This window comes from Nostoc sp. JL31, from assembly GCF_017114965.1.
GTDB lineage: Bacteria > Cyanobacteriota > Cyanobacteriia > Cyanobacteriales > Nostocaceae > Nostoc > Nostoc punctiforme_A.
Genome location: NZ_JABXKO010000017.1, coordinates 13,883 through 37,346, shown reverse-complemented (window position 1 = coordinate 37,346; position 23,464 = coordinate 13,883). Strand labels below are relative to the sequence as shown.

17 protein-coding genes are annotated in these 23,464 nt (G+C 41.3%); 4 read left to right on the top strand and 13 right to left on the bottom strand.

All coding sequences use genetic code 11. The features are described from left to right. The 8 genes from HWQ43_RS02915 to HWQ43_RS02880 all read right to left on the bottom strand — a co-directional run. Positions 1-843: hypothetical protein (locus HWQ43_RS02915; RefSeq protein ID WP_292730001.1), on the bottom strand; the 843-nt coding region annotated here is incomplete at its 3' end. A gap of 126 nt (positions 844-969) precedes the next feature. Further along, positions 970-1,581, bottom strand: a complete 612-nt coding sequence (locus HWQ43_RS02910; RefSeq protein WP_292729998.1) for a hypothetical protein — start codon at positions 1,579-1,581, stop codon at positions 970-972. A 109-nt stretch (positions 1,582-1,690) separates the two neighbouring features. Continuing rightward, positions 1,691-2,941 carry a competence/damage-inducible protein A gene (locus HWQ43_RS02905; RefSeq protein ID WP_292729996.1) on the bottom strand — a complete coding sequence of 417 codons (1,251 nt, stop codon included), beginning with the start codon at positions 2,939-2,941 and terminating at the stop codon, positions 1,691-1,693. A 96-nt stretch (positions 2,942-3,037) separates the two neighbouring features. Next, positions 3,038-4,321: a serine hydroxymethyltransferase gene (glyA, locus tag HWQ43_RS02900; RefSeq protein WP_292729994.1), complete on the bottom strand. Its 1,284-nt coding sequence runs from the start codon at positions 4,319-4,321 to the stop codon at positions 3,038-3,040. Between the two features lie 408 nt (positions 4,322-4,729). Further along, a complete protein-coding gene (locus HWQ43_RS02895) occupies positions 4,730-4,981 on the bottom strand; it encodes a hypothetical protein (protein ID WP_289796670.1) in 252 nt (83 codons plus the stop codon). A gap of 2 nt (positions 4,982-4,983) precedes the next feature. Beyond that, positions 4,984-5,835 carry a hypothetical protein gene (locus HWQ43_RS02890; RefSeq protein WP_292729990.1) on the bottom strand — a complete coding sequence of 284 codons (852 nt, stop codon included), beginning with the start codon at positions 5,833-5,835 and terminating at the stop codon, positions 4,984-4,986. Positions 5,836-6,002: 167 nt separating this feature from the next. Next, entirely contained in the window at positions 6,003-6,779 is a 777-nt protein-coding gene (locus tag HWQ43_RS02885; RefSeq protein ID WP_292729987.1) for an RNA polymerase sigma factor SigF, read from the bottom strand. Positions 6,780-7,544: 765 nt separating this feature from the next. Beyond that, on the bottom strand, positions 7,545-8,381 hold the full coding sequence (locus HWQ43_RS02880; RefSeq protein ID WP_292729984.1) for a photosystem II manganese-stabilizing polypeptide: 837 nt from the start codon (positions 8,379-8,381) through the stop codon (positions 7,545-7,547). 785 nt (positions 8,382-9,166) lie between these two features. Here HWQ43_RS02880 and HWQ43_RS02875 point away from each other — a divergent pair. Beyond that, a complete protein-coding gene (locus HWQ43_RS02875; RefSeq protein ID WP_292729982.1) occupies positions 9,167-9,514 on the top strand; it encodes a hypothetical protein in 348 nt (115 codons plus the stop codon). 110 nt (positions 9,515-9,624) lie between these two features. Here the strand turns inward: HWQ43_RS02875 and HWQ43_RS02870 are convergent, their stop codons facing one another. Together HWQ43_RS02870 and HWQ43_RS02865 are read right to left on the bottom strand one after the other, a co-directional pair. Continuing rightward, the gene (locus HWQ43_RS02870; RefSeq protein ID WP_292729979.1) at positions 9,625-14,673 is read right to left on the bottom strand and encodes a hypothetical protein; all 5,049 of its coding nucleotides are present in this window, start codon (positions 14,671-14,673) and stop codon (positions 9,625-9,627) included. An 89-nt stretch (positions 14,674-14,762) separates the two neighbouring features. Further along, entirely contained in the window at positions 14,763-16,094 is a 1,332-nt protein-coding gene (locus HWQ43_RS02865; RefSeq protein ID WP_292729976.1) for a P-loop NTPase fold protein, read from the bottom strand. A gap of 904 nt (positions 16,095-16,998) precedes the next feature. Between HWQ43_RS02865 and HWQ43_RS02860 the strand changes: the two genes are divergently transcribed. The 3 genes from HWQ43_RS02860 to ftsZ all read left to right on the top strand — a co-directional run bounded on the left by HWQ43_RS02860 (position 16,999) and on the right by ftsZ (position 20,222). Further along, complete coding sequence (locus tag HWQ43_RS02860; protein WP_292729973.1) at positions 16,999-17,832, top strand: FtsQ-type POTRA domain-containing protein; 834 nt, start codon at positions 16,999-17,001, stop codon at positions 17,830-17,832. Between the two features lie 725 nt (positions 17,833-18,557). Further along, positions 18,558-18,845, top strand: coding sequence for a hypothetical protein (locus tag HWQ43_RS02855; protein ID WP_292729970.1), 288 nt, complete (start codon positions 18,558-18,560; stop codon positions 18,843-18,845). Positions 18,846-18,905: 60 nt separating this feature from the next. Then, positions 18,906-20,222: a cell division protein FtsZ gene (ftsZ, locus tag HWQ43_RS02850; RefSeq protein ID WP_292729967.1), complete on the top strand. Its 1,317-nt coding sequence runs from the start codon at positions 18,906-18,908 to the stop codon at positions 20,220-20,222. A 518-nt stretch (positions 20,223-20,740) separates the two neighbouring features. Here ftsZ and gshB read toward each other — a convergent pair. From gshB to HWQ43_RS02835, 3 genes are all read right to left on the bottom strand, one after another. After that, positions 20,741-21,715, bottom strand: coding sequence for a glutathione synthase (gene gshB / locus HWQ43_RS02845; protein WP_292729964.1), 975 nt, complete (start codon positions 21,713-21,715; stop codon positions 20,741-20,743). 240 nt (positions 21,716-21,955) lie between these two features. Further along, positions 21,956-22,228: a glutaredoxin 3 gene (gene grxC, locus HWQ43_RS02840; RefSeq protein WP_292729962.1), complete on the bottom strand. Its 273-nt coding sequence runs from the start codon at positions 22,226-22,228 to the stop codon at positions 21,956-21,958. A gap of 391 nt (positions 22,229-22,619) precedes the next feature. After that, positions 22,620-23,464: cistern family PEP-CTERM protein (locus HWQ43_RS02835; RefSeq protein ID WP_292729959.1), on the bottom strand; the 845-nt coding region annotated here is incomplete at its 5' end.

Sequence of the window (23,464 nt, the reverse complement as noted above, 5' to 3'; positions counted from 1 at the left end):
CGATTCTAGTACTAAAATAACCCGAAAAAAGTATTCATCTATACTAGTATCAATCTGTTCAAGCTTAACATCAGTAATTTCGTTCAAAGAATATTGAAAAACTGCTTTTCCTAACGTTCCAAACCACCTGTAACGACTAAGTTTTACAATATTTGCTTCTTTATCAAGGTTACAAGTGATAAATAAGCCTGCCCCTGTTATTAACAACGCTAATATTCCACAAAATATAGCAATGATAAAGTAAATGTAACCAACTAAGCTATCATCAAGTTTAACTGCTAAATTCTTCTCTGCTGGATTTGTCAAAAAATTATTAATTTTTAATACTATTGATTGCAATTCTTCAAATTTGATTTTTGGGTATTTAACGCGTGTAAAAGGAAATTTATCTGTATTATTCAATAGCAAAATCTCATATACATAATTAGGTTTAGTAGGTTTAGCCTGACTATCAGTTTCAATTGTAGTTTCCAATTTAGCCTCTAGTAACTCAGAAACTATTATTTGACTTTTTTCTTGACCAAACCAATCATTGTTTGTTAATTTACATCCGACTGTTAGAGTATTTTGTGTTGTACTTAAATTATTATTTGAAATAGCTATATTGTTTGTAGAACGATTACAAACAAGTTGTGTAATAGGTGCAAACATCAAAGTACTAAATAAAAAGTAAACTATAAACTGACTCAAAAGTAGTCCCATACCTAGAAATACTTTTGGTCGAATATGAAAAGTAAGTTTAGTTGATGTTTGGTCGGAAAATTTTAGAGGATTAGCTAGAATAAAATAACCTCCTGTTCCTAAATTAATTAGCAACAGAATAGCTCTTAATAAGAAATTCATTTTCTCTGTAGCTCCAAAACCGCTTTAGCAGATAGAAATATTACGCGTTTACCAATTAGATAATAAATTAAGAAAGAATAACCTCAATTAATCTTCTGTGGCTAGTGCCCATCAAATATGCCAGTATTAGCTCAGTATTGCCACCAAAATCCGAAGCAAGTCGTCTATGTCAGCAGGAACACGATATAAATTGAGGTCTTGAGTTATTTGTTTAGTTTCTCGATTCAATAGAGCAAATTGCCAAATATCCCCTGTAGAAACAGCACCTTGTAAATTTGCCTCTTGAGAATCAGTCCACGCATCAATAGCAATTAGCTCTACAGCAAGCTGGGTAAAACCTCTTGCTAAATCAGCATTTTTAGCTTCTACAACTAAGAGTTTATGGTCTGCGTGCAAATAGTAATCAAGGGAACCTTTTAATTGTTCTGTAACTATAAGAGGATATTCGATTCTAAGTTGGGCTTGAGTGTAATGAACAACATCCAATAAAATTGGTGCAATTAGTAACTCTCTGCGGGCTGCTTCACTAGTCAAACTAATATATGGCAAACTCTCTTCAATCCTAGATTTGAGATTTGCGAGTCTATCTAATTCAATGGTGGACTTTTGTTGATTGAGAGAAGAACGTTTTAAAAAATAGCCAAATTCAGCCAGTATATCTTCTGGCTCGAATGACATCTCAAAATAGCTTCTGAAAGTGTATGAGTGATTTGGTTGAAGGATGGGAGTTTTGCTCATACTTGGATAATTCGTAATTCGTAATTCGTAATTGAGTTTTTTTAAATAACATCAGATTTTCAATAGGTTCGTTTGTCATACAACTTGTATGACAAACGTAATAGACCTCCTACTTCGTCAACAACTTGCGTCGCAGATTATCCAGTGCTGCATTCGCACTGACATGACGAATTAAAGCTCGACCTCGTACTGTACCAAACTGATATTCAAAACTTGCTACTTCATCCTTTGGCCCAGCTAAACCAACGTAAACTAAACCTACTGGCTTAGTATCTGTCCCTCCAGTTGGGCCAGCAATACCAGTAATACTCAATCCCCAAGTTGTTGCAAGGCGGGTTTTGACTCCAACAGCCATTTGCTCTGCAACGATCGCACTTACCGCCCCAAATTTATCTAAATCTTCCTGGTTAACCTCCAGCAGCTTAACCTTTACCGAATTGTCATAAGAAATTACTCCACCCCAAAAGTAATCAGAACTCCCAGAAATTTCGGTCAACATTTGCCCTAAACCGCCACCAGTACAAGATTCTGCCACTGAAAGCGTTTCTTCTGATGCCCGCAATAACTCACCGACCACGGAAGCAAGAGTATCATTATTAACGCCGTAAAAATCTAGTCCGGCAATTTCTTTAAGTTGTTTCTCAATGGGCGCAATTAGTTCTTCTGCGGCTGCTTCAGAAGTGGCTTTAGCAGAAACTCGCAATCTTACTTCTCCTTTACCTGCATAAGGGGCTACTGTGGGATTTGGTAACTTCAAATAAGAAGCAACTTTTTCTGCCAAAGCAGATTCACCAATACCCCAAAACTTTAAACTTCGGCTGTAAATAATTTCTTTACCCCAACCTTGACTTTTGAGAAAGGGGACGGCTGTTTCTTCCCACATTGGGTACATTTCACTGGGAACACCGGGAAAGGTAAAAATCGTGATTTCAGGACGGGGTTGCCAAACGATACCGGGTGCTGTTCCTGTGGGGTTGGGGAGAATTTCTGCACCTTGGGGAATCAAAGCCTGTTTGCGGTTACTTGGTGACATAACCCGACCTCGTTGGGCGAATTTCTGGGTTATATCTTCGATGATTTCTGGGTTTTCTACCAACGGGACTTTAAAAAAATCGGCGATGGTTTCGCAGGTGAGATCATCTGGTGTGGGGCCGAGTCCACCAGTGAAAATGAGAATTTGCGCTCTGGAAATAGCAATTTCTATAACTTGCTTCAACCGTTCTGGATTATCCCCAACTACTGTTTGATAGTAGTGGGGAATTCCGAGTTGCGCTAATTGTTGCGCCAAAAATTGAGCATTGCCGTTGAGGATATCTCCTAACAGCAATTCAGTACCAACACAAATAATTTCTGCACTCATTGGAAGGAATAGTAAGAAGTGAGGAGCAAGGGGTTAGGAGTTATGAGTTAGGAGTTAAAACTCATCACTCTTAACTCTTAACTCCTAACTATAATGTCAGGCTAATGCTGGTACAGGAATTTCCAGGTGAGGATATAAGGGGAAGCGATCGCACAATGCTGCTACCCGTTGCCGACAATCTTGGGTTACTACGTCGGAATCTGGAGAAAGTAGGCGATCGCTAATAATATTGGCAATCTCAGTAAATTCTGCTACTCCTAAGCCCCGTGTGGTCATTGCTGGCGAACCTAACCTCAGACCACTGGTAACAAATGGCGATTGCGGATCAAAGGGAATAGTATTCTTGTTAGCAGTAATATTCACAGTACTGACTAGCTGATCTGCCTGCTTACCAGTTAGACTTACAGAGCGTAAATCTACCAATATTAAATGATTGTCAGTGCCGTTAGATACTAACTTTAAACCACGGTTTTTGAGTTGTTCGGCCAAGGCACGAGCATTTTCAATCACTTGGGCAGAATAAGTTTTAAACTCAGGCTTGAGGGCTTCTCCAAAAGCTACAGCTTTGGCAGCAATAACGTGTTCCAATGGCCCGCCTTGGCTGCCAGGAAAAACAGACTTATCTAGCTTTTTACCTAGTTCTGCGTCGCCAGTCAAGATTAAACCACCTCTAGGGCCGCGTAGAGTCTTATGGGTAGTTGTTGTTACTACGTGACAGTGAGGAATGGGATCGGGATGAAGACCACTAGCAACTAAACCAGCAATGTGAGCAATATCGGCAAGTAAGTAAGCGCCGATTTCATCAGCAATACTACGGAATTTTTCAAAGTCAATTACACGGGGATAAGCCGAATAACCACAAATCAAGAGCTTAGGACGCTCCCTCAGCGCCAGCTCGCGAATTTGATCGTAGTCAAGTTGTTCTGTTTGTTGGCTGACACCGTAGTGGCTAACTTGGAACCACTTACCTGAGAAATTGACAGGGGAACCGTGGGTAAGATGTCCCCCATGAGACAAATCCATCCCCATAATTTTGTCCCCTGGTTCTAGGAGTGATAGGAACACAGCAAAATTGGCTTGTGCGCCAGAATGGGGTTGCACATTCGCATGAGCAGCCCCAAATATCTGTTTAGCGCGATTGATCGCTAGTTGCTCTATTTTGTCGATAAACTCACAACCGCCATAGTAGCGTTTGCCAGGTAAACCCTCAGCATATTTATTTGTCAATACCGAGCCTTGAGCCGCCAGTACAGCCGCGGAGGTAAAGTTTTCACTAGCAATCAACTCCAAGTGATCTCGTTGACGCTGTAGTTCGTCGTTGATTAACCCTGCGATCGCCGGATCGCTGGAAGAAAGAAAGTCTGAATTAGTCCTAGTCACTTGAATTATCCTTATGGAAATTTGTACAACGGCTGATTTTGGTTGGACGCAGCACCTAAATATACAGTCAAGAGCAATGGTTTTTGACTGCTGTACAGAGGCGATTAATCGTCTCCGTACTCTGGAGGTTTATTTGTGCCAACTTATTTATTATTAGACCCAAGCTCAATTAATGCATTAATTATCATAACGTTGCTTTTTGAAATCCTCACCTTGCTGCGTGTTGTGAGGTCGTTAGACAGTATTCTTTATGAACCTATGTTAAATAATGCTTACTGCGTAGGCGTAGCCCGTCGGAGACATCGCTGCTCTGTAGAATGAACTTCAGAACGATTAGTGAACAACAAGAACCCCGACTTATTAAAGAAGTCGGGGTTCTGCGGGTTGCAATTCTCACAAATCAAAAAATCAAATAGGATTCATATAGCGATTTTGATAGTAAGCTAAAATCTGGTTAACTCGTTGCCGATTTTCTAAGCTAGAGTTTGGTGTCCACGAGAGGCTTAAGCCAGCAATTTGACTTTGATTGTAATCAAACTGTTGGGATGACTGGGGAATTAAATCCACTTCCACCCCTTCGATTTGACGTAAATGAGCTGCTATTTCTCTATAAACAGCTAAAGGCAAACCAGCGAATTCAACTTTTTCCTTAGTCTCCATCTTTATGAAGCTCCCACATTAAAGGTATTTTGGAGGGGCGTTGTCACTGAAATAGCATTGCCGGTAGCAGATGCAGCAGACGACGTTGATTTGACAGTCCCTTCCCCTACCATTTTTGCAACTTCAATACCATATTGTTCCAAAATCACGATGGGGTTGTAGCCCTGATTCATTTCAATACGTTTAATCAGTACGCCATTTGCTAATCGCTGTCCCGCCTGTACATACCGACTTGTCGGCTCATCCGGTACTTTGATAATTGCCTGTGGTTCTTTACTAATTAGAACTACACCAGTCACAACCACTGCCCTTGCTAACTCAGGCTGCGCTGGCGGTGGCAATACAGAGACTAAAGTGGGGTTGGGGACAACTTGAGGCAAAACTTTAGGCAACACTGAAGTCAAGGTAGGATTGACTTTTTTTGGTAGAGAAGAAACGTTATTTTTCTTTGGATTTAAAGCGATGCTGCGTGTTGGAAGTTTTCGTACTGCTAGTGATGCAGTAGGTAGCTTAGGCAACACGGGAACTGGTCTTCCAGATGTTTGAGACATTCCGGGAAGAGTCTGCCCGAAAAGTTGTGTAAAAGGATCGCTTCGATCTTTTGATACCACAAGTTCTCGTGTTCGCTCTGTAGCATTAGTGGATTGAATCAAGTTAACAGATGCAAGATTAACTTGTGAGACCTGTTTGGCAGGTATCACTGGATTCTTAAAGGATTGAGCCGCTGGTGGCGACTTTTTTGCTATTTTGGCAATTGGCACAGGATTGATGGCTTGTTGTGTATCTTCAGAAGCACATCCGGCGATCGCCAAAGCTAGAATAGCTGCAATTGTAATTTTTGAAGTTATGCCCATGAGCCTTTCTCAAAAGCCATTGGAAAATTGAAAAGTGGAAATAAACAATGCCTATAATTTGGATTAAAGGCAAAGTATGTTCCCTTTATAACCTAATTTTTTACATTTCAAGGGTTATTTTTAGCACTGCCTACCCAGTATAACTGCGGTTTGTTGTTTGTTTGCAGTCAATCTTCTGCCACACCCATAAGCTCTTTCATCAAATCCAGTCCTTTCTTGACTCGACGGGAAACTGTTACTACACTGATACCCAGATGTTCTGCAACTTGTTTTTGGGTCAAATCTTGCAAAAACACACATTCCAACACGTCGCGGGTGCGTTTTTCTAGCTGAACCAACGCTTGTTGTAAGCGAAGTTGGTCTTCTTGTGCTAGTTGAAAGCTGCGATAGTGAGGATCTGGAACCAATTCTCCCAAGCAGGTAGAACCTTCTTCTCCATCTTGGATTGGCACATCAAGACTCAAGGGAGCGCGATTGACCCATGCTAATTTAATTTCTTGCCATTCGTTTGGAGAAATTTCCAGTGCTGCTGCTAATTCCGAGTCAGTTGGTTGACGATTGTGTTTTTCACGCCAAGAACGTGATACTCCTATAGCTTGCTGTTGGAGCGCTAACCATCTCCGAGGAATTCGCACGGTGACACCTTTATCTCGGAGATAGTGTTGAATTTCACCCCGAATATAGGGAAGAGCGTAGGAACTGAAGGCATGTCCCTTGGAAATTTCAAATCTTTCAATAGCTCTGATTAAACCCAAACATCCAACCTGGAGCAAATCATCGTAGGTTTCATGACATTGATTTGTCCAATAGTGAGCTTCTTTTCTCACAAGTCCAAAATTGAGTTTTACCAGTTGATTGCGGATGTTTTCTGACGGAGATTGCTGATATTCTCGCAACAACTGCCAAATTTCGTGCTTTAGTTCATTGGTGACTGTGGTAGGCATAGCACCGGGTTTATTGAGCAAATAAAGAATCAATTATTCGCTTTTTAAATTCAGCTGCGATCGCACGATATCAAATGAAATATTGCGATACATTTCCTAGCAAATACTATGGTAGATAATAAAGAGTTTCTATCAAAATTCCATAGGCTACTTGACAATCGAGCAAAATTTAAATGGGCGAAATCGTTATTTAGTTAGTTATTTATCTTTGGTATGGCCTGTAGCTTTTTTAGAACCACATAGAAATAAAATATAAAATTAATCACTCAATATCAAACCGAGATTGTACTTAACTTGAATTAATTAATTATGAAGTTAATTTAGATAAACGAAACAATAGTAGTCGAGCTTTTGTTTGATGAGCAAAAGTTGGATTTACAGTAAAATTACGTACTCATGAAACTGAGATTTATCCAATAGTTAAAAATTACTAAATAATTTAAAAAATCTTATGTATATTTACGCAAGGCAATAAAAAAAGGGCGTCTCACCCTTTTTTGCACTTAAGTCTATAGTGTTTTAATGAAAGGGAAAAGGTTAAAGGGATGAATAAAATGATCCATAAGACTGAGGGATAAAAATTTTCCCAATTACCGGGGCTATTTTGACCCCAATTTTACTCAGATTTAACTTTTCGCCATTTTTGTAAAAAATCTATCCACCCTCTTTAAAAAAGAGGGTGGATAGTTTAACTTTTGCGATCAAGTCTGAATACTTACAGAATTGTCGTTTTGAGTGCCAGTCAGTTGCCTTACTTTCGAGGATTTAGCCACGAGCCGATTCAACCCGTGCATAAAATAGACCACGAATCTTAACTTCTTTAGGTTCGCCAGCACCTAAATCTGTATCAGATGGCTGTTCGCTCTCGAAAGTGCCAGCAATTTCACCGCTAGAACTGTCTATTTTGGCGATTTGCAGAGAAATCTTGCCATTGAGATTTTCAGCACGTTTGACATTAGTGCGGGTAAGTTCTTCATCATCTGCTTGGGCAGGGAGAGCTACGGCATTATCATAGCCAGTGACGACACCACGACCTTTGGGATCTAGGAAGGCAGCACCACGATACGAAGGAACTTTAAAGCTGCCTTCAAAGTCCGTAGAGGTGTTAATACTGGTCAAGCTGGGTTGGCTTTGAGCAACCAAATTTTTGATGGTGAAGAGGAAAGGTACTCGCTCACCACCAGGAAGTTGCACAGTGATGGCTTGGAAGTCAAGACCATCAGTTTCCGTAAATGTCAGGCTGTTATCTGCGTTGACTTTTAGATTACCTTGCACCTGGTCAATGGTGGAAGTGTATCTGGTCAACAATTTGCCAGCAACAAATTCTGCTTCTTGCCTTTTATTAGCAGGTTCTTCTTTAATGAAGAAGCTAGTTGGTTCCAAGCAAAGTTCTTTGATGGTATAAGACTGACTAGAATCAATGGGAAGGGAACCACGGCTTGTTTCTGCTAGTTGGGGGCATTTGTTCGCCAAGCCAGTGCCGCGAATTTGATCGTAAGTGAGTACATCTCTACCACTACTGCTAGCAGGAGCATCACTACAAGCGGTTATTAGCCCCAGGCACAAAGCCAAGAATGCAACAATTAAAGCGCGATACCTCATGGTCAACCTCAATCTCAAAAATTAATATCTAAGTTGTAAAACTGCATCGAAGCTTTGATCTCTGATGAGAAGCCGCTACTCTGCGAAAAGCTACCTTTGTTCGGACACGGCTTTGCTCTGATTAAGAGAGTTGAAGCAAGTGTTCGGGTGTCTAGTTGTCAGACGCTGCTCAAACTTTTCTCTGCTAAACGTAGTTAAACGCGTCGCTCTCTTGAGCTTGGGGTGTAAACCCCAGACTAAGTAGCCACACTGCATCCATTTTGGATGTATGTCACTATGAGAGCAAAAAACCAGCAGTTTTACTGTTGGTGGCATTTGTTAGAGTTGGGCGGGTGAATGAGTAAGCCTCACACAGAGAAGCATAAATGCTTGCCTCGAAGAGTGCGAAGAGGGGTGTTTGCTTCGCACTTTGCTTTTGCTGATCGCAAAAGCGGCGTCGCCCAAGTCTTTTTGTATCATGTATGTGACGCCACTACATACAGCCCATTGTTTGATGGGTAAATCAGCCAGATCATACGATTTTTTTTAACTCAAAATCAAAGTTCTCAAAATCCAAGAAAGTCTCGTACCGATCGCATCTAGCTTCTGTAAAGCCTATGCTAAAGGTTACTACGCTCTTTTTGGAGCGATCGCAATTGCTTTTGATAAAGATACAAATCTAGTTATATTCACCTCTAACTAGGGCAAGTGAGGAGATGCGATAACAGGGAGACAACTGACAAACTAGGGAAAATTAAAAATCTCCGGTAAATTTGAGTTGACCTCATTTATACGGAAAAGGTGGCATGAAGGATCACAAAAATATTGAATCAGAGAAGTTGTCTGGTAAACTGCAAGCGATCGCAACTGTAGTGTATGATGCCGCTACAGCTTGTGAAGGCGATACTGTGGCTCTTTTGGCTTTGCTGCGGCAATTAGAGCAGTTACACCGAGAGATCCGGGATGGGGTTTTTCAAGAGAGTTTGCCTGTTAACCGTCGCCAACTTTACTCACTGCTGAAAGATATTGAGTCTGAGGGAGGCTGGCCCTATATTGAGCGTATGAGGCTACAAGCCTTTTTAGCGAATTTGCCACAAGAGGCTCCCGAAGAAAATAGCCATGAACTTTTGGAGAGCGATCGCTCCTTTGGCTGATTAGCTCGAAATTTATTTCTAGCTCTGAATTAATAACTCTGGTCGCCTCATCAACCGCTAAACCAAGAGCGGTTGCTCATTGAGGCTTCAACCTAATTTATAATTCTTAATTAAAAAGGGTTTGTACGGGTTATCCCATTACAAAGAAGGCGATCGCGCTCCTCAAGATTGTGGTTGTGCTTAAGGTAATCACCCACCCAATCGCAACCACGAACAAGCAGATCATCAAGATGTAAATTCCACAGAATTATCGTGTTGTCATCACTAGCTGATGCTAGTGTTTGACCATCTGGGCTAAAACTGACACTTAATACCGGAGCGCGATGCCCATTGAGACTTTTAATTAATTTGCCATCACGGCTCCAGAGTTTCACTGTACTGTCCCAACTGGCGGCGGCTAGTAATTCACCATTTGGGCTGAAAGTCACGGCATTGACGCTATCACTGTACCCTTTTAATAAAGTTTTTAATAACGTCCCATCCCGTCGCCACAGTTTCACGGTGTTATCCCAGCTAGCAGAAGCCAGCAATTCGTCAGTAGGACTAAAGCTGACACCCAATACCCAGCTATCATGAGGCGAGAAAGTTTTGAGCAAAGTACCATCCCGCCGCCAAAGTTTCACTGTTTGATCGTCACTGGCAGAGGCTAAAACCTGACCATCAGGGCTGAAATTGACGCTATTCACCCAACCCTGATGTCCCACTAAGGTTTTGAGCAACTTGCCCTCACGGTTCCAAAGTTTCACTGTTTTATCTTTGCTAGCTGATGCTAAAAACTGACCATCAGGGCTGAAATTGACGCTCATGACACTATCGCTATGTCCGTGGAGAGTCATGATTAAAGTACCGTCAAGCCGCCAAAGTTTCACTGTTTTGTCATAACTTCCTGAAGCCAGCATTTCACCTTTTGGGTCAAAACTGACACTAGGAACTTTATTTGTGTGTCCCACCAAAGTTTTGTAAAGTCGGGTTTTAATCTCGCCATTACTGGTGTATCGCTGCCAAAGTTTGACAGTGCGATCGCTACTACCAGAAGCTAGCATCTGACCGTCAGGACTCCAAGCAACGCTCAAAACTCGATCCCGATGCCCTTGAAGAATAGACGGTCTTGGAGCATCTAAACTCCATAGTTTCACGCTTTTGTCGAAACTTCCTGAAGCTAGCAATTTGTTTTTTGGACTGAAAGCGATGCTAACGACAGCATCACTGTGTCCTTTGAAGGTTTTGAGTAAATTACCAGTGATACTCCAGAGGTTTATGGTATTGTCTTCGCCTGCGGAAGCAAACTTTTTACTATCCGAACTAAAGCTCAAACTCCACACTGTACCGTTATGCTGCCGTAAAGTTTTGTAAGGAAAAAAGTCAAAACCGTCTTTAGTGTTGCTACTCTCCCGCCGCCAAAGTTTCACTGTCTTATCTCGACCTGCTGATGCCAGGAATTTACTGTCTGGGCTGAAAATAGACACAATCACGCCTTGCTTATGTCCCTGCAAAGTTGTAACAAGGCTACCGTCCCGCCGCCAAATTTTCACTGTTTTGTCGTCGCTAGCTGAGGCGATGAATTGACCATCAGGACTGAAGTTTACCCAGTTAACCCACCCCCGATGTCCTCTCAGTATTTTTACTAAACTACCGTCTTTGCGCCAGAGTTTTACGGTTTTATCCTTACTACCAGTAGCTAACAACTCGCCATCAGGACTAAAGTTAACGCTGTAAACCCAATCTTTATGTCCTTTGAGAGTTTTATATAATTTGGGGTCAAATTCACCTGTAACCGAGCTTTTGTGCCAGATTTTCACTGTTTTGTCGAGGCTGGCAGAGGCTAGGGTTTGACCATCTGGGCTGAAACTTACACAGGTAACAGCATCAGTGTGACCTTTGAGGGTTTGGAGTAAAGTACCGTCAGGATGCCAAAGTTTTACCGTCTGATCTCGGCTACCTGATGCTATCAACTGACCATCTGGGCTGAAAGTTACTCCCCAGACAATATCAGTGTGCCCTTCCAAACGGTTAACCTCCGTTACCCCATAAACTGCCTGTTGCAAGGCTGTTACCACCCGCATTCGTGTATCTGGTTCAACTCCATCTGCTTGTTTAAGTCCTCTCCAAGCCCGCAAACTTTCCAATAGGGCATCAAATTCTTTATTAGATGCAAACAGAGCTTCGCTAGCAGCAGTGATGACACCAATATTCAAGTTGGTTTCACTGCGTTCAGCTCGTAAAGTTTGGCGGACTGCTGCTCTTTTTTGTAAGTCGGCTTGCCACCATAACGCTGCTATTGTTCCCCCCATAATTGCTAGGATTGCACCTGCTATCCGTGCTTCCCGCAGTCGTCGTTGCAATACCAAATTTAGTTGCTTTTGACTAAGTTGTTGGGCTGCTTCGGCTCTAGTTTTTTCAAGTTTGATTTTTTCTAATTCGGCGAGCATACCATAGTTGTTCTTTTGGCGAATTGGTTCAACTAAATAATCGTGAACCAACTGGTAGCGATCGCCTAATTCTTCTCTGACTCGCAATACCAAGCCTGAACCCACCAATATTTCTAAGATCAGTTCTCCAACTTTGTCAAAGCTTGATATCGTATCTATATCATAATTATTCACTAATGCAGCCGCTAAATCAGCTTTAGTTTTTAAAGGTCGCGTCCCCTTTTCATCTGTTAACTCAAATAATAATTTCCAACTTAACTCTTCGTTCTCCTGACCGCAGTCTTTGATAACTTCCCCCAACCAGCGTTCCACCAATTTGGCCGAGCCACCACAAAGCTTATATTCTGCCAGGGTCGTAATGTTTTCTATTTGTAGTTGAGCGCCGACTATTTGTAATTCAATTGGATGTACTTCATCTAGTTCTCCTGTCAAATCCTGAACTAATCGGTTAATTAATTCTTCACTTAGTTCATAATGTGAACGTTGAGTAAGACTGTGAATTATGGCTTTGGCATCTCGGCTAGAGAATTTCCCTAAATAGTAGCGAATGTCCTTATCAAGAATATTTTTATTAATTACTCCTAAATCATATAAGCCAGTACTATTTTTCTGGCTCAAACGTTCAAACTCTAATAAATGATGTAAATAATCTTCTCGTAATGAGAGAATAATTTTTACATAAGAAATATTTAAACATTCACTAAAAAATTTATAAAATTCTATTCTTTGTCTAGGAGGATTACTAACAAAGAAAAATTCTTCAAACTGGTCTAATATGATAACTATTGTATAATTGCGCTCACATGCTAGGCGAATTCTTTCTAGTATTATGGTGGGTGTAGAGTCAATATTAACCGATATTCCTGTGTATGCTAGTGCTTGGTTAATACTGCTGCTTAAAATTGTTATCCAATCAGTATAAACAGACAAAACAATCGGTATAGGAATGCGTTCACCGATAACTTTTCCCTTGAGTGCTGGGACTAAACCAGCTTTGAGAATTGAACTTTTACCGACACCTGATGGCCCATAAATAACTGTGAGTTTGTAGTCAGCGCGGGCAATTCTTTCAATTAAGCGATTGACATCTTGTTGCCGTCCAGAAGCAGATATTTCTTGAGCAATTTCTTCAGGAATAAACGGTATTTTGTGAGGTTCTAGTACTGGGTTAATTCTGGGGCGTTGTGGCTGTAATTGACTTGCTCCGATAAAGGCACGAAAGCCATACTGATGTTCTATTTTAATTTTTTCTTGCTTCAGCTTAAAGGCTTCTGTATAGTTATGACATTCAAAAAAGTAAAGCGATCGCAGTTCCTCTAAAATCTCTAAGTAAAGTAATGGCTGATGTTGTAGCTCACAAACTACCCTCGCCCATTCCAAGTTATTGATAGCTTCCTCGCACTCACCCAAATGCCGTTGTGTGCGTGCTAGCAAGAGAAGATACCAACTTTCTTGTTGTCGTCTTCGCAAAGCGTCTCGCAGAGAAACCTGTGTTACTTCTTCGGAGATAGAAAGTGCTGTATTTGCTAATTCATGAGCCAGTAGCCAATTCGATTCTGAAGCTGCCACATTTGCCAAAAAACCATAATTTTGAGCAACTTGTGCGGGAGTTCCATAAGTTTTATGTAGATGTAATGACTTTTGAGCTAATTCTTTTAAGTCATCCCAGGCTTGTAAGCGTTGCAGCATTTCACAAGCAGGCAAAATGAATTTAGCAACTAAGTCTTCTCTTTGTACCTCCTCCAATAGCTCCAAGCATTGTTTAAACCACGACAGAGCATGTTCGCAATAGCTACTAGTATTTTGGTATAAGTCTGCCATTCGGTGATAACAAAGCCCCAGGTGGAATAGTACTATTGCTTGCTTGAGTAAAGATGAGGAGGGTATAGGTTGAGGACATGAGAGAGGCAAAGAAGAATTACTCTCCCACTCTGCTACTCTCCTCGCTTCCTGCTGCCATAATGCTAGGCTTCTTTGATAATTGGCTAAAGCACCATTAATTTGATCGTTGGCGTATTTATCTCGCCCCAATACAAACTCTAAACTAGCTTCTAATCCTGGTGTTAATTTAACGCCATACAGACGTAGTAAATCATTACGGGCTGATTCTATTTCGTGGCGGTGTTGCGACTTAGGATCTAAATCTAGGAAGGCATTAGATAAAAACGTTTCAGCACCTGCTTCTAAAACTTTGGCAAATAGAGATTCTTCCTCTTGAGAGATCAAAGCAATTAAATCTGCTTTGGCCATTTCAAATTTAATCGTGGTTGCAGCCCAGCTTTTGAAATCAGGTGCTAATTTTGAAAGCAATGATGCTACTTCATCCTGTAGCCACAACACCACTGGAAATGGAAAAGTGGCAGCATAGATATCTCGTGCTTGGTTGATACCTGTAAGTAAGTTTTCCAGGTCGGTAGTTGACTCAATACCGAAAATCATTACAGCAGACGGTAAAGTGTCTGTAAGGACGGCAGGATTGTCTAAAGATAGTTCTGAGATTATTGTACTGTGTAAAGAAGTAGTCGATGGATTGAGAACGATTTCTTTGATATTAATTTCTTTAGCGATCGAGCGAATATTCTCTAACATTTGCTCACGTAATCGCCCATAGTTGCATCGAACTAAAATCAGAGCAAATTGACCTTCGGAAAGTGCGACCGCTCTAATCAATCTTTGCAAAGTATGTTGATTTTCTTTGGTGTAGACGCGTAGCTGTTTGTCATTAGTCATTGGATATGGGGCTGGACATTAGGTATTGGATATAGGGCATTGGTCATTTGTTAGTGAACTAATGACCAATGACAAATGACAATTGACTGTTACTTGTTTTGTTGCCAAGCTAAAACTTTTTCCGTTTCAGCCAAGGCTGGACTGATGCCAAACCAGCGCCCCGTAGGATCGCGATATTCAAACAGATACATGCTTCTTAGTAAGCTCTGATAGTCAGACTCACCTTTAACTCTCTGCTGCTGTACTACTTCAAACAATAATTCCCACTGGGACTCATCAATAGCTAATAGCAGATCGTCGCGGTAGTCCTTAATCACGGCTTCTAAGCAGTCTCTAGAAAAAGGCGGATCTTGTCGTTGCAGGCAGCTATAAAGTAAGCCCAATAAGTTACGAATGTGACCACCACTAACGCGGCATAGACGATCCAAGGTTTGGGAGTGATCGAATAATTCTGTAATTAATAAAAGTCTGCTATTCAAAGGAACTTCTGGAAAAGCTCTAGCTAGAACTAACTGGCGTACTAGTGACATTCCTGGTTCGTAGTCACTGCCATCTCTTTGCCGGACTAATACCATCGGCAGTACTTTTGGTGCAATCCCTCCCCCCAGACGATTTTTCAGTGTTTCATACTCATTGGAGAAAATTAACGTTAAGGGAATTGTGTAAACTAGGTGGCATTTAAGTCGGCGTAACTGTTCGCCTCGGTCAATGAAGAGATATTCTGGTTGCGATCGCCCGGATGCTAAGGGACGCATATCCACTCGATCCAAATTATCTACAATCACTACCAGTCCTTTTTGACCCCTTAGCTTTAGCTGTTCAACAGCCTTTTCTAAAATCTCTTCGTTAATCGCTTGCAAAATACTATTGGTTCGCGGTTCCAGATATTGTCTTAGTTGATTCCGCATCTGGGTGCTATCTTTGGTTTTGGCGGTAATTTTGGCAATACCCAAGGACAACTCCGCTTGTCCAGAAAGCTCTATGGGGCTTTGCAAAAAATCGCCTACTTCTTTAAACAAATTAGTAAAGTAACCAGGTTTGAGTTTGATGCTAATACTTTCTAAACTGGCACTGACTTGACGGGCTACACTCAGCAAAATATCGCTGATATCAATATCCGCCATATCTAAGTCTTGACTAGACTCAAAATAAACCACATGAAATCCTGCCAATTCTAGTTCTGTCTTGAGGCGCTGCAATTCCGTTGACTTACCGCAGCCGATATGACCCGTAAATAACTGACAGGTTGGTTCATCAGGAGAAATCCGAATGATAGTTCGTTGCAATTCTTCGACAATCTTGCAACCACGTACATTAGCAAAATCTATGTAATACTGCCGATCTAGTACGTTACTTATATTTAGCGTGTAGCTAGGGTTACATGCTTTATAAAAACGTGACAAATTTAATGTCGTTTTCATGTATGTAGAGGTTTATGTAGATGCAGCTTAGTTTGGATTTTTTATACAATAAATCCCTATCTAGGATGTAGATACAGGATTGACTCACAAGGTAGTAGTGTCTTGCAAAAGACAGCGCTTGTTGCCAGATTACTGTCAGTAGTATGGTAGAGATTTAATTGACCCTAATAGCGAATGGCACTAAGATAATGCAAACCCATTATCTACAAAGCTTTGGGGTGTGGGGTGTAGGGTGTGGGGTATAGTGACGTTCGCGCCAGCGTTACGTAGCAAAGAAATTTGTTTATGTTCGCACTTATTTTTACTTTTCTTGATTTTTTCCGAACCTACACCCTACCCTCTATACCCATACCTGGCAAGGATTTCATCTTTTATTGGTACCGTTCGACCTGTCAGGTCTTAAGCATATTTGTCCTTTTTACACCTGCCATTGAGGTTTTGACAATCTCTTCCTTCTGTTCGACCTGCCACAAAATTATATGGCTGAGGAATTAAGTAAAAAAAGCTACAAATTTTCATGGTTCTCAGTTTAGATAGCTGATGGGTGTGACTGGTATGAATTATAGCAAGGCATACAGAGATGCAGGAATACTTGTTTATCATTTCACATTCTATTTGTCAAGAAAGCAAAATCCTACACATCTCAACTAATATTTTGTAATCTTTAAGGAAAAATCTTCAAAAATAACTTGTCAAAAAGACTACAGTCAGTTAAAAATGGACACCGGAAACTTTAATAGGACTAATTACTAGCGCCATAATCATTGTGCAGTTACTGTAAAGTGTTACTAAAAATAAAAAAAGTCTTGAGGAGAGCGGCTAAAAGATGCCAACAGTGTTTACTGAAATTAATAATGATACGAGCTTGTCAAGGAATTTAGATTGCAATCAAAAAGGGGTGTGAATGGCTGGCATAATATCAGTTTCCCGCACGCATATAGCCCAGCGTCGTCAGAAATTGCGTCGGCAGCGGCAGATGAGAATTATTCAAGCTATTTGGCGAACCTTTGCCATTACTGGTTTGGCAGGTGGATTGTTCTGGGTGGCAGTCCAACCGGTGTGGATGCTAAAGGCTCCCAAACAAATAGTGATGAAATCAGGGAATAAATTGCTGTCGGATCAAACAACTCAGTCATTGTTGGTGCTGTCTTACCCTCAGTCTTTGTGGCGGATTGAACCGTCAGCGATCGCTAACTCTTTGAAGAAACAACCAACTATTGCTCAAGCGATCGTCAGACGGCGCCTATTTCCTCCTGGATTAATCATTGAAATCCAAGAACGAGTACCTGTAGCAGTAACTCAAACACGTAGTAACAAAAAAGTAACTATCGGCTTGCTAGATGCAAGTGGGGCCTGGATGCCTTTAGAAAAATACACATCACTGAATCCCACTAGGAAACTACCCAATCTCAGAGTAATTGGTTCGCCAAATGAATACTGCCTCTACTGGCCTCAAATTCATGAAGCTGTCAGCCAAAGTCTCGTGAAAGTCATGGAAATTGATTGCCAAAATCCAACAAATTTAATTTTGAAAACAGAACTAGGAAATGTGCATCTCGGTGTTCCAGGCCCCCAGTTGTCTGAACAAATTAAGGTACTCGCCCAAATGCGCCATTTAGCAACAAAATTCAATTCCGGTCAAATAGAGTATATTGATCTGAAAAATCCCGAATCTCCATTAGTACAAATGAACCAAAAAGACCAAAACTTAACTCCCAAAATCCCTAAAAACATTTAGTATGTTTATTATTTTGATAGCTCTTAGTAAATTAAGAAGCTTTATGCTGATAAATATATTTATTCTTTTCAGTTTTCCAGCAAATCGCCCGAAAATCGGCATTAACTTCTAATTAAAATGAGAAGATCAATCATAAAATCTCTATTGGGAGTAACAGACCCTCAATTGTTACCCTAACATCTAATAGTAGGGTGCAAGATGTCAGACAATCTAATGATGGTCTATGGCGTGTAAAACGCCTTGTGTCCATATATTCTTTGACTAAACCCAGTACAAAAAAGAGAAAGTTGCTTGAGCTTTTCATTCAGATTCAGACTCGTGAGCAGAGGGTACTGATGAGAACGGTTTACGCCGCCATCCCAGTGCAGAGGCAAAAGGCTCTGACTTTGGTTTGTGTGAGGACACTTCCAAAGACAGTTTACCGAAGTTTCAATCTGTAACGATACCGCCCAAAGTTGCGTAAGCATTGTTTCTGGGCAATAAGTTTGGACTAATCTGTGCCGTAATTCCTATTAGGTGACGAACTTCTTAGGAAATCTTGATTTTTTGACCGCACTAGTGAGTGTTCTTGTAGGATAGACTATTGCTCCAATAAAGTGTCCATTGAGACCACCCAAACAACAAATTAATCAGCTATAGTCTGACAAGTAAATTCTTGCTTAGTTTAACCTTAAGAATAAGTAAGTAGAAGGTAAATTTTGTGTCTAAAGTTGCAATCATCCCCAATGGTGAAATCTATTAACAATATTATTATTGAGGCAGAGAAGATACGCTGTAGTGTGTCTTTACAAGTTATACCCTCTGCTGAGAATAATGAAGAGATTAATGTCTGGTTGAAGTTATACAGGTCAGTTTTAGATAAATATAGGTATACTTCTCTAGAATTGGCTGTGCGATCGGCTGTGTTAAAAGCTTATCCCATAGCAAATTTTCGCACTGCCAATTCTGTTAGGCTTGGCAGTAGTGAAAACAATAAAGAACAACGCCACAGTATTGTGGCATTGTCAAACTAAAGTTGACTATTAGGTGAATAACACCTGAAAAAGTCGTTTATCTACCCTTTCACAAATCCAATGACACTTGATAATAACCAAGGACTTAACTATAAAAATTCCCAATCTACGGGACAGCCAGGGTTCTCTCTGGCAGTTAACTCGACCAATCCCTTTAATAACTCTGGGCTGAACTTCGGGCAAAATCACGATAATAAGAAAATTTCTCCGGAAAATAGCCGAATTGGCGAGATTGTTCCTGGTCGGGTCGCCAACATCAAAGTGATTGGTGTCGGTGGTGGCGGTGGCAATGCTGTTAATCGCATGATCGAGTCTGATGTATCTGGGGTAGAGTTTTGGTCAATTAACACTGATGCCCAAGCTCTTACCTTAGCTGGCGCTCCAAGTCGATTACAAATTGGGCAGAAGCTAACACGGGGTTTAGGAGCAGGTGGTAATCCTGCTATCGGTCAAAAGGCAGCTGAGGAATCAAGGGACGAAATTGCTACGGCTTTAGAGGGTGCAGATTTAGTATTTATCACTGCTGGTATGGGGGGTGGTACTGGGACAGGTGCAGCACCAATCGTGGCAGAAGTGGCCAAAGAAATGGGCGCTCTAACTGTTGGTGTAGTCACACGTCCATTTGTTTTTGAGGGACGCCGCCGCACCAGTCAAGCGGAACAAGGTATTGAAGGACTAAAAAGTAGAGTAGATACACTGATCATTATCCCCAACAACAAACTGCTGGAAGTGATCCCCGAACAAACACCTGTGCAAGAAGCTTTTCGCTATGCAGATGATGTGCTGCGTCAAGGGGTGCAAGGTATTTCTGATATCATCACGATCCCCGGTTTGGTAAACGTTGACTTTGCTGATGTTCGAGCTGTGATGGCAGATGCAGGTTCGGCTTTGATGGGAATAGGCGTTAGCTCTGGAAAATCCAGAGCTAGAGAAGCTGCGATCGCGGCTATTTCTTCACCATTACTAGAGTGTTCTATTGAAGGCGCTAGAGGAGTTGTATTTAATATTACAGGTGGTACTGACCTGACTTTGCATGAAGTAAATGCAGCCGCAGAAGCAATTTATGAGGTAGTCGATCCCAACGCCAATATTATTTTTGGGGCTGTAATTGATGACAGGCTCCAAGGTGAGGTAAGAATTACTGTAATTGCCACCGGATTTACAGGTGAAGTGCAAGCTGCGGTACAACAAAGCGTGGCTAACGTTCGAGTAGCACCTAATACTTCAAAGCGTCCAACAACACAGCAACCCACTGTTAATCCCTCAACCTCGACTCCAAGTTCAGCTCCAACTCCAACTCCAATTCCAGAACCAAAAGAAAAACCTGGATTAGATATACCTGATTTTCTGAGAAACCGACGTACACCAAGGAATTAAAAGATTTGAAATTTGGGATTTTAGATTAACTTAGCAGTCTCAGGTCAGACTAAACGCTGTATAAAATCTGCTACTTCCAGCCGGGTTTTACCAAGGGCAGGAATAAGCAATCTTTTGCCATACCAATTTTGCCAATTGGTAAAAAAACTTGTCAACGCTACTTTATAGAATTAATTTGGGCAGGAGTCTACTGGCTTGCATGTCCAGCTATGCTTTCAGAACAAAACAATAGGAATGCCTGCCCAACTATGGATGCATCACCGATAGCACAGTGTTAGCGAGTCTTCTCCCAAAGGGAGACGCTACGCGAACGCTTAGAGCGAGTCATCGAGCGTCACTAGCGTCACAGCCAATCGTAGAAATGAATGCATCTACCCCTCGCGATCCACTAAACTTATATTCCGTATAAGTAAATATATTTACTTAAAACAAGTAGCTTAGGGAACGAGCCTACGCAAGTGTGCAAAAGAAGTCTGTTTGCTGGAGAATAGGACATCAAACAAAAAAATAAATGTAAATTATTTTTGAATTTTTAGTGTCTGTTCAATCCATTGAATAACCTGATGACCAAGGCGAGTACCATCTAGGCGGTCAATCTCACGAATGCCGGTAGGACTAGTGACGTTAACTTCAGTTAGGTAGCCACCGATAACGTCAATACCCACAAAAATTAAGCCGTCTTGGCGTAAGCGTTCGGCTAGTTGGGTACAAATTTCATACTCTCTTGGGGTAATTTCGGTTTGAGCGACTGTACCACCAGTTGCCATATTATTGCGAAAATCAGTTCCACTAGAGAGGCGATTGAGGGCACCAATTGGTTCACCATTGAGCAAGATGATTCGTTTATCTCCTTCTTTTGCCTCCGGTAAATAGGTTTGTACCATTACTGGCACTTTACCTTGGAGAGTACTGAGTTCAACAATAGAGTTAAAATTGCGATCGCCTGATTGCAAAAACAAAATTCCTTCGCCAGCTTTATTACCCAGTGGTTTGAGAACCCCTGCCCCCTTTGCTTCCACAAATTGCCGGATAAATTGCTTATCAGCACTGACAATCGTTTCTGGAATCGCTTTAGTAAACTGGAGGGCGTACATTTTTTCATTTGCCCCTCGGATGCCACTGGGACTGTTAATCACCAGGGTTTTATTTTGGTCAATGTAATCCAGAATGTAGGTGGCATATAAATAGGAATCATTGACAGGTGGATCTGTCCGCATAAATACGGCGTCCATTGTCTCTAAAGAAGTTAAGAAGGATTCGCTCAACTTATACCAAGGATTCGCCGCTACCCAGCGTCCCTCCACCAACTGCACTGGTACAAGTTCGACTAGCTGTAGGACAGCCCAAGCTTTGCCCTCCACCACACTCAGCAGATTTGCTTGAGTCACCCAAACTTCATGTCCCAGAATTTGCGCTGCTTCAATTAGGGCAACACTGGTATCATGACACGGGTCAAGTAGATGGATGGAATCAATGATAAAAGCCAGTTTCACCCTTTATACCTCAATCACCAAGAAATTAAATCGTTATTCAATTATTATCCCTTGATGATCTTAGCAATTGACGTACATCTGTACTGCTGAGTAGAACTAGAGGGTAAAGTCTTGTGGACAGATATCGGTTTTGTGGGAAAAAGCCCCTAGACAATAGATAGCGCGTTGGTTTTCTAGGGTTGTAGCGACTACCGTGTAATTTGCAGCGGCTTGTCGCCGCTAGCGCAATACCTTCTGAACCTATAAGCTATTGCTAGAAGTTAATAACTCATTCAGCTTGCCTTGACTATCTAAAGCGTGGATATCATCACAACCACCAACATGGTTGTCGTTGATGAAAATTTGCGGTAAAGAGCGCCGTCCATTTGCCCTTTGAGCCATTTTATTTCTGGCTGCTTCATCTCCATCAATACTGTATTCGATAAATTCAACACCTTTGTTTTTCAGCAAACTTTTGGCACGAATGCAAAACGGGCAAGTCCTCCAAGTGTAAATTTCTACCTTTGCAGCCATAATATCCTCAAATTCATTTAATACTTCTTAATTTTATAACTTTGCCACTGGCTGTAGTGGCTCTATCCTGTTTTAATCTAAGCCCACATCAAATATTTGATAGTATTAAATAATGGATAGTAATTAAGTGAATATACTATTAAGTCATAGTAGAGAGTTTGTCATTTCTGGACAAATTAAAAAATAGCGGAGTCTTTTCGTTTAATAAATATTACTTATTAAAATAAGCACCGCTATCTAGCTAATAGGTCGATTTTTCAAGGTTTTTGGCAAATGTACTTGACACTGTGTAACGAAAATCTTTTAGTGACAACCTATTAGTTTTCGTCTTCTCTTGTACTTTGTCTCTGTTGTACCCCAGTGTCAACCACTACAAGGGTTTAATTCAAAATTAAACTAGAGGCTTTTTCTTTAGTAGTCTCAGCGCACCTACAGCAAATAAGCCTAAAGCTCCTGACGTACCAGGCTCAGGTACTTTTCTTGGTGAAGGTTCCTTATCTTTAGATTGATAATAAGTTCCTTGACCTGTTCCACTGCTACCCAGATTAGTTCCTTCGATACTTTGGTAACGTACCCCAAAGTTACCCAGGGCGAATGAGTCAGTGGTTTTATTAAAGGCGAGAGAGAAGGAGAAGTTCTTAAGACCATCGTCAGTCTTCACACCACCATTCTGTCCTCCCTGGCAGGTGTTACCATCAGTGAAACATACATCTATATCACCAAATTGGTTGGGGAAAGCGCCGTTGAGAACAGCGTTGCTAAAAAGCCCCGACGCATTTGTTTTTCCAGAAGCTAAATCTAATTTGTTGGTAGCTAGAAGGTCGGAATAAACATTAAAACCCAAGCCAGAAGTTCTAGAGTTGATGCCATTACTAGAGGTATTATCTAGAGCAACATCAAAAGTTGCTGCGTTACCAGTGAAGGTTTTCAAGGTTAACCATGCCGTAGAGGTAAGTCCAGAAACGTTTTGCGTGGCTACGCTACCATCAAAATTGAACTGGAATTTTTTACCAATATCACTGAGATTGAAATTGATAATCGGCAATGGTCTGCTTGAAGTCGCAGCAGCCTTGTCAGCTTTCTCTTGGGCGGCTTTATCAGCAGCAGCAGCAGCCTTGTCAGCTTTATCAGCTTTCTCTTGAGCGGCTTTATCAGCAGCAGCCTTGTCAGCTTTCTCTTGGGCGGCTTTATCAGCAGCAGCCTTGTCAGCTTTCTCTTGAGCGGCTTTATCAGCAG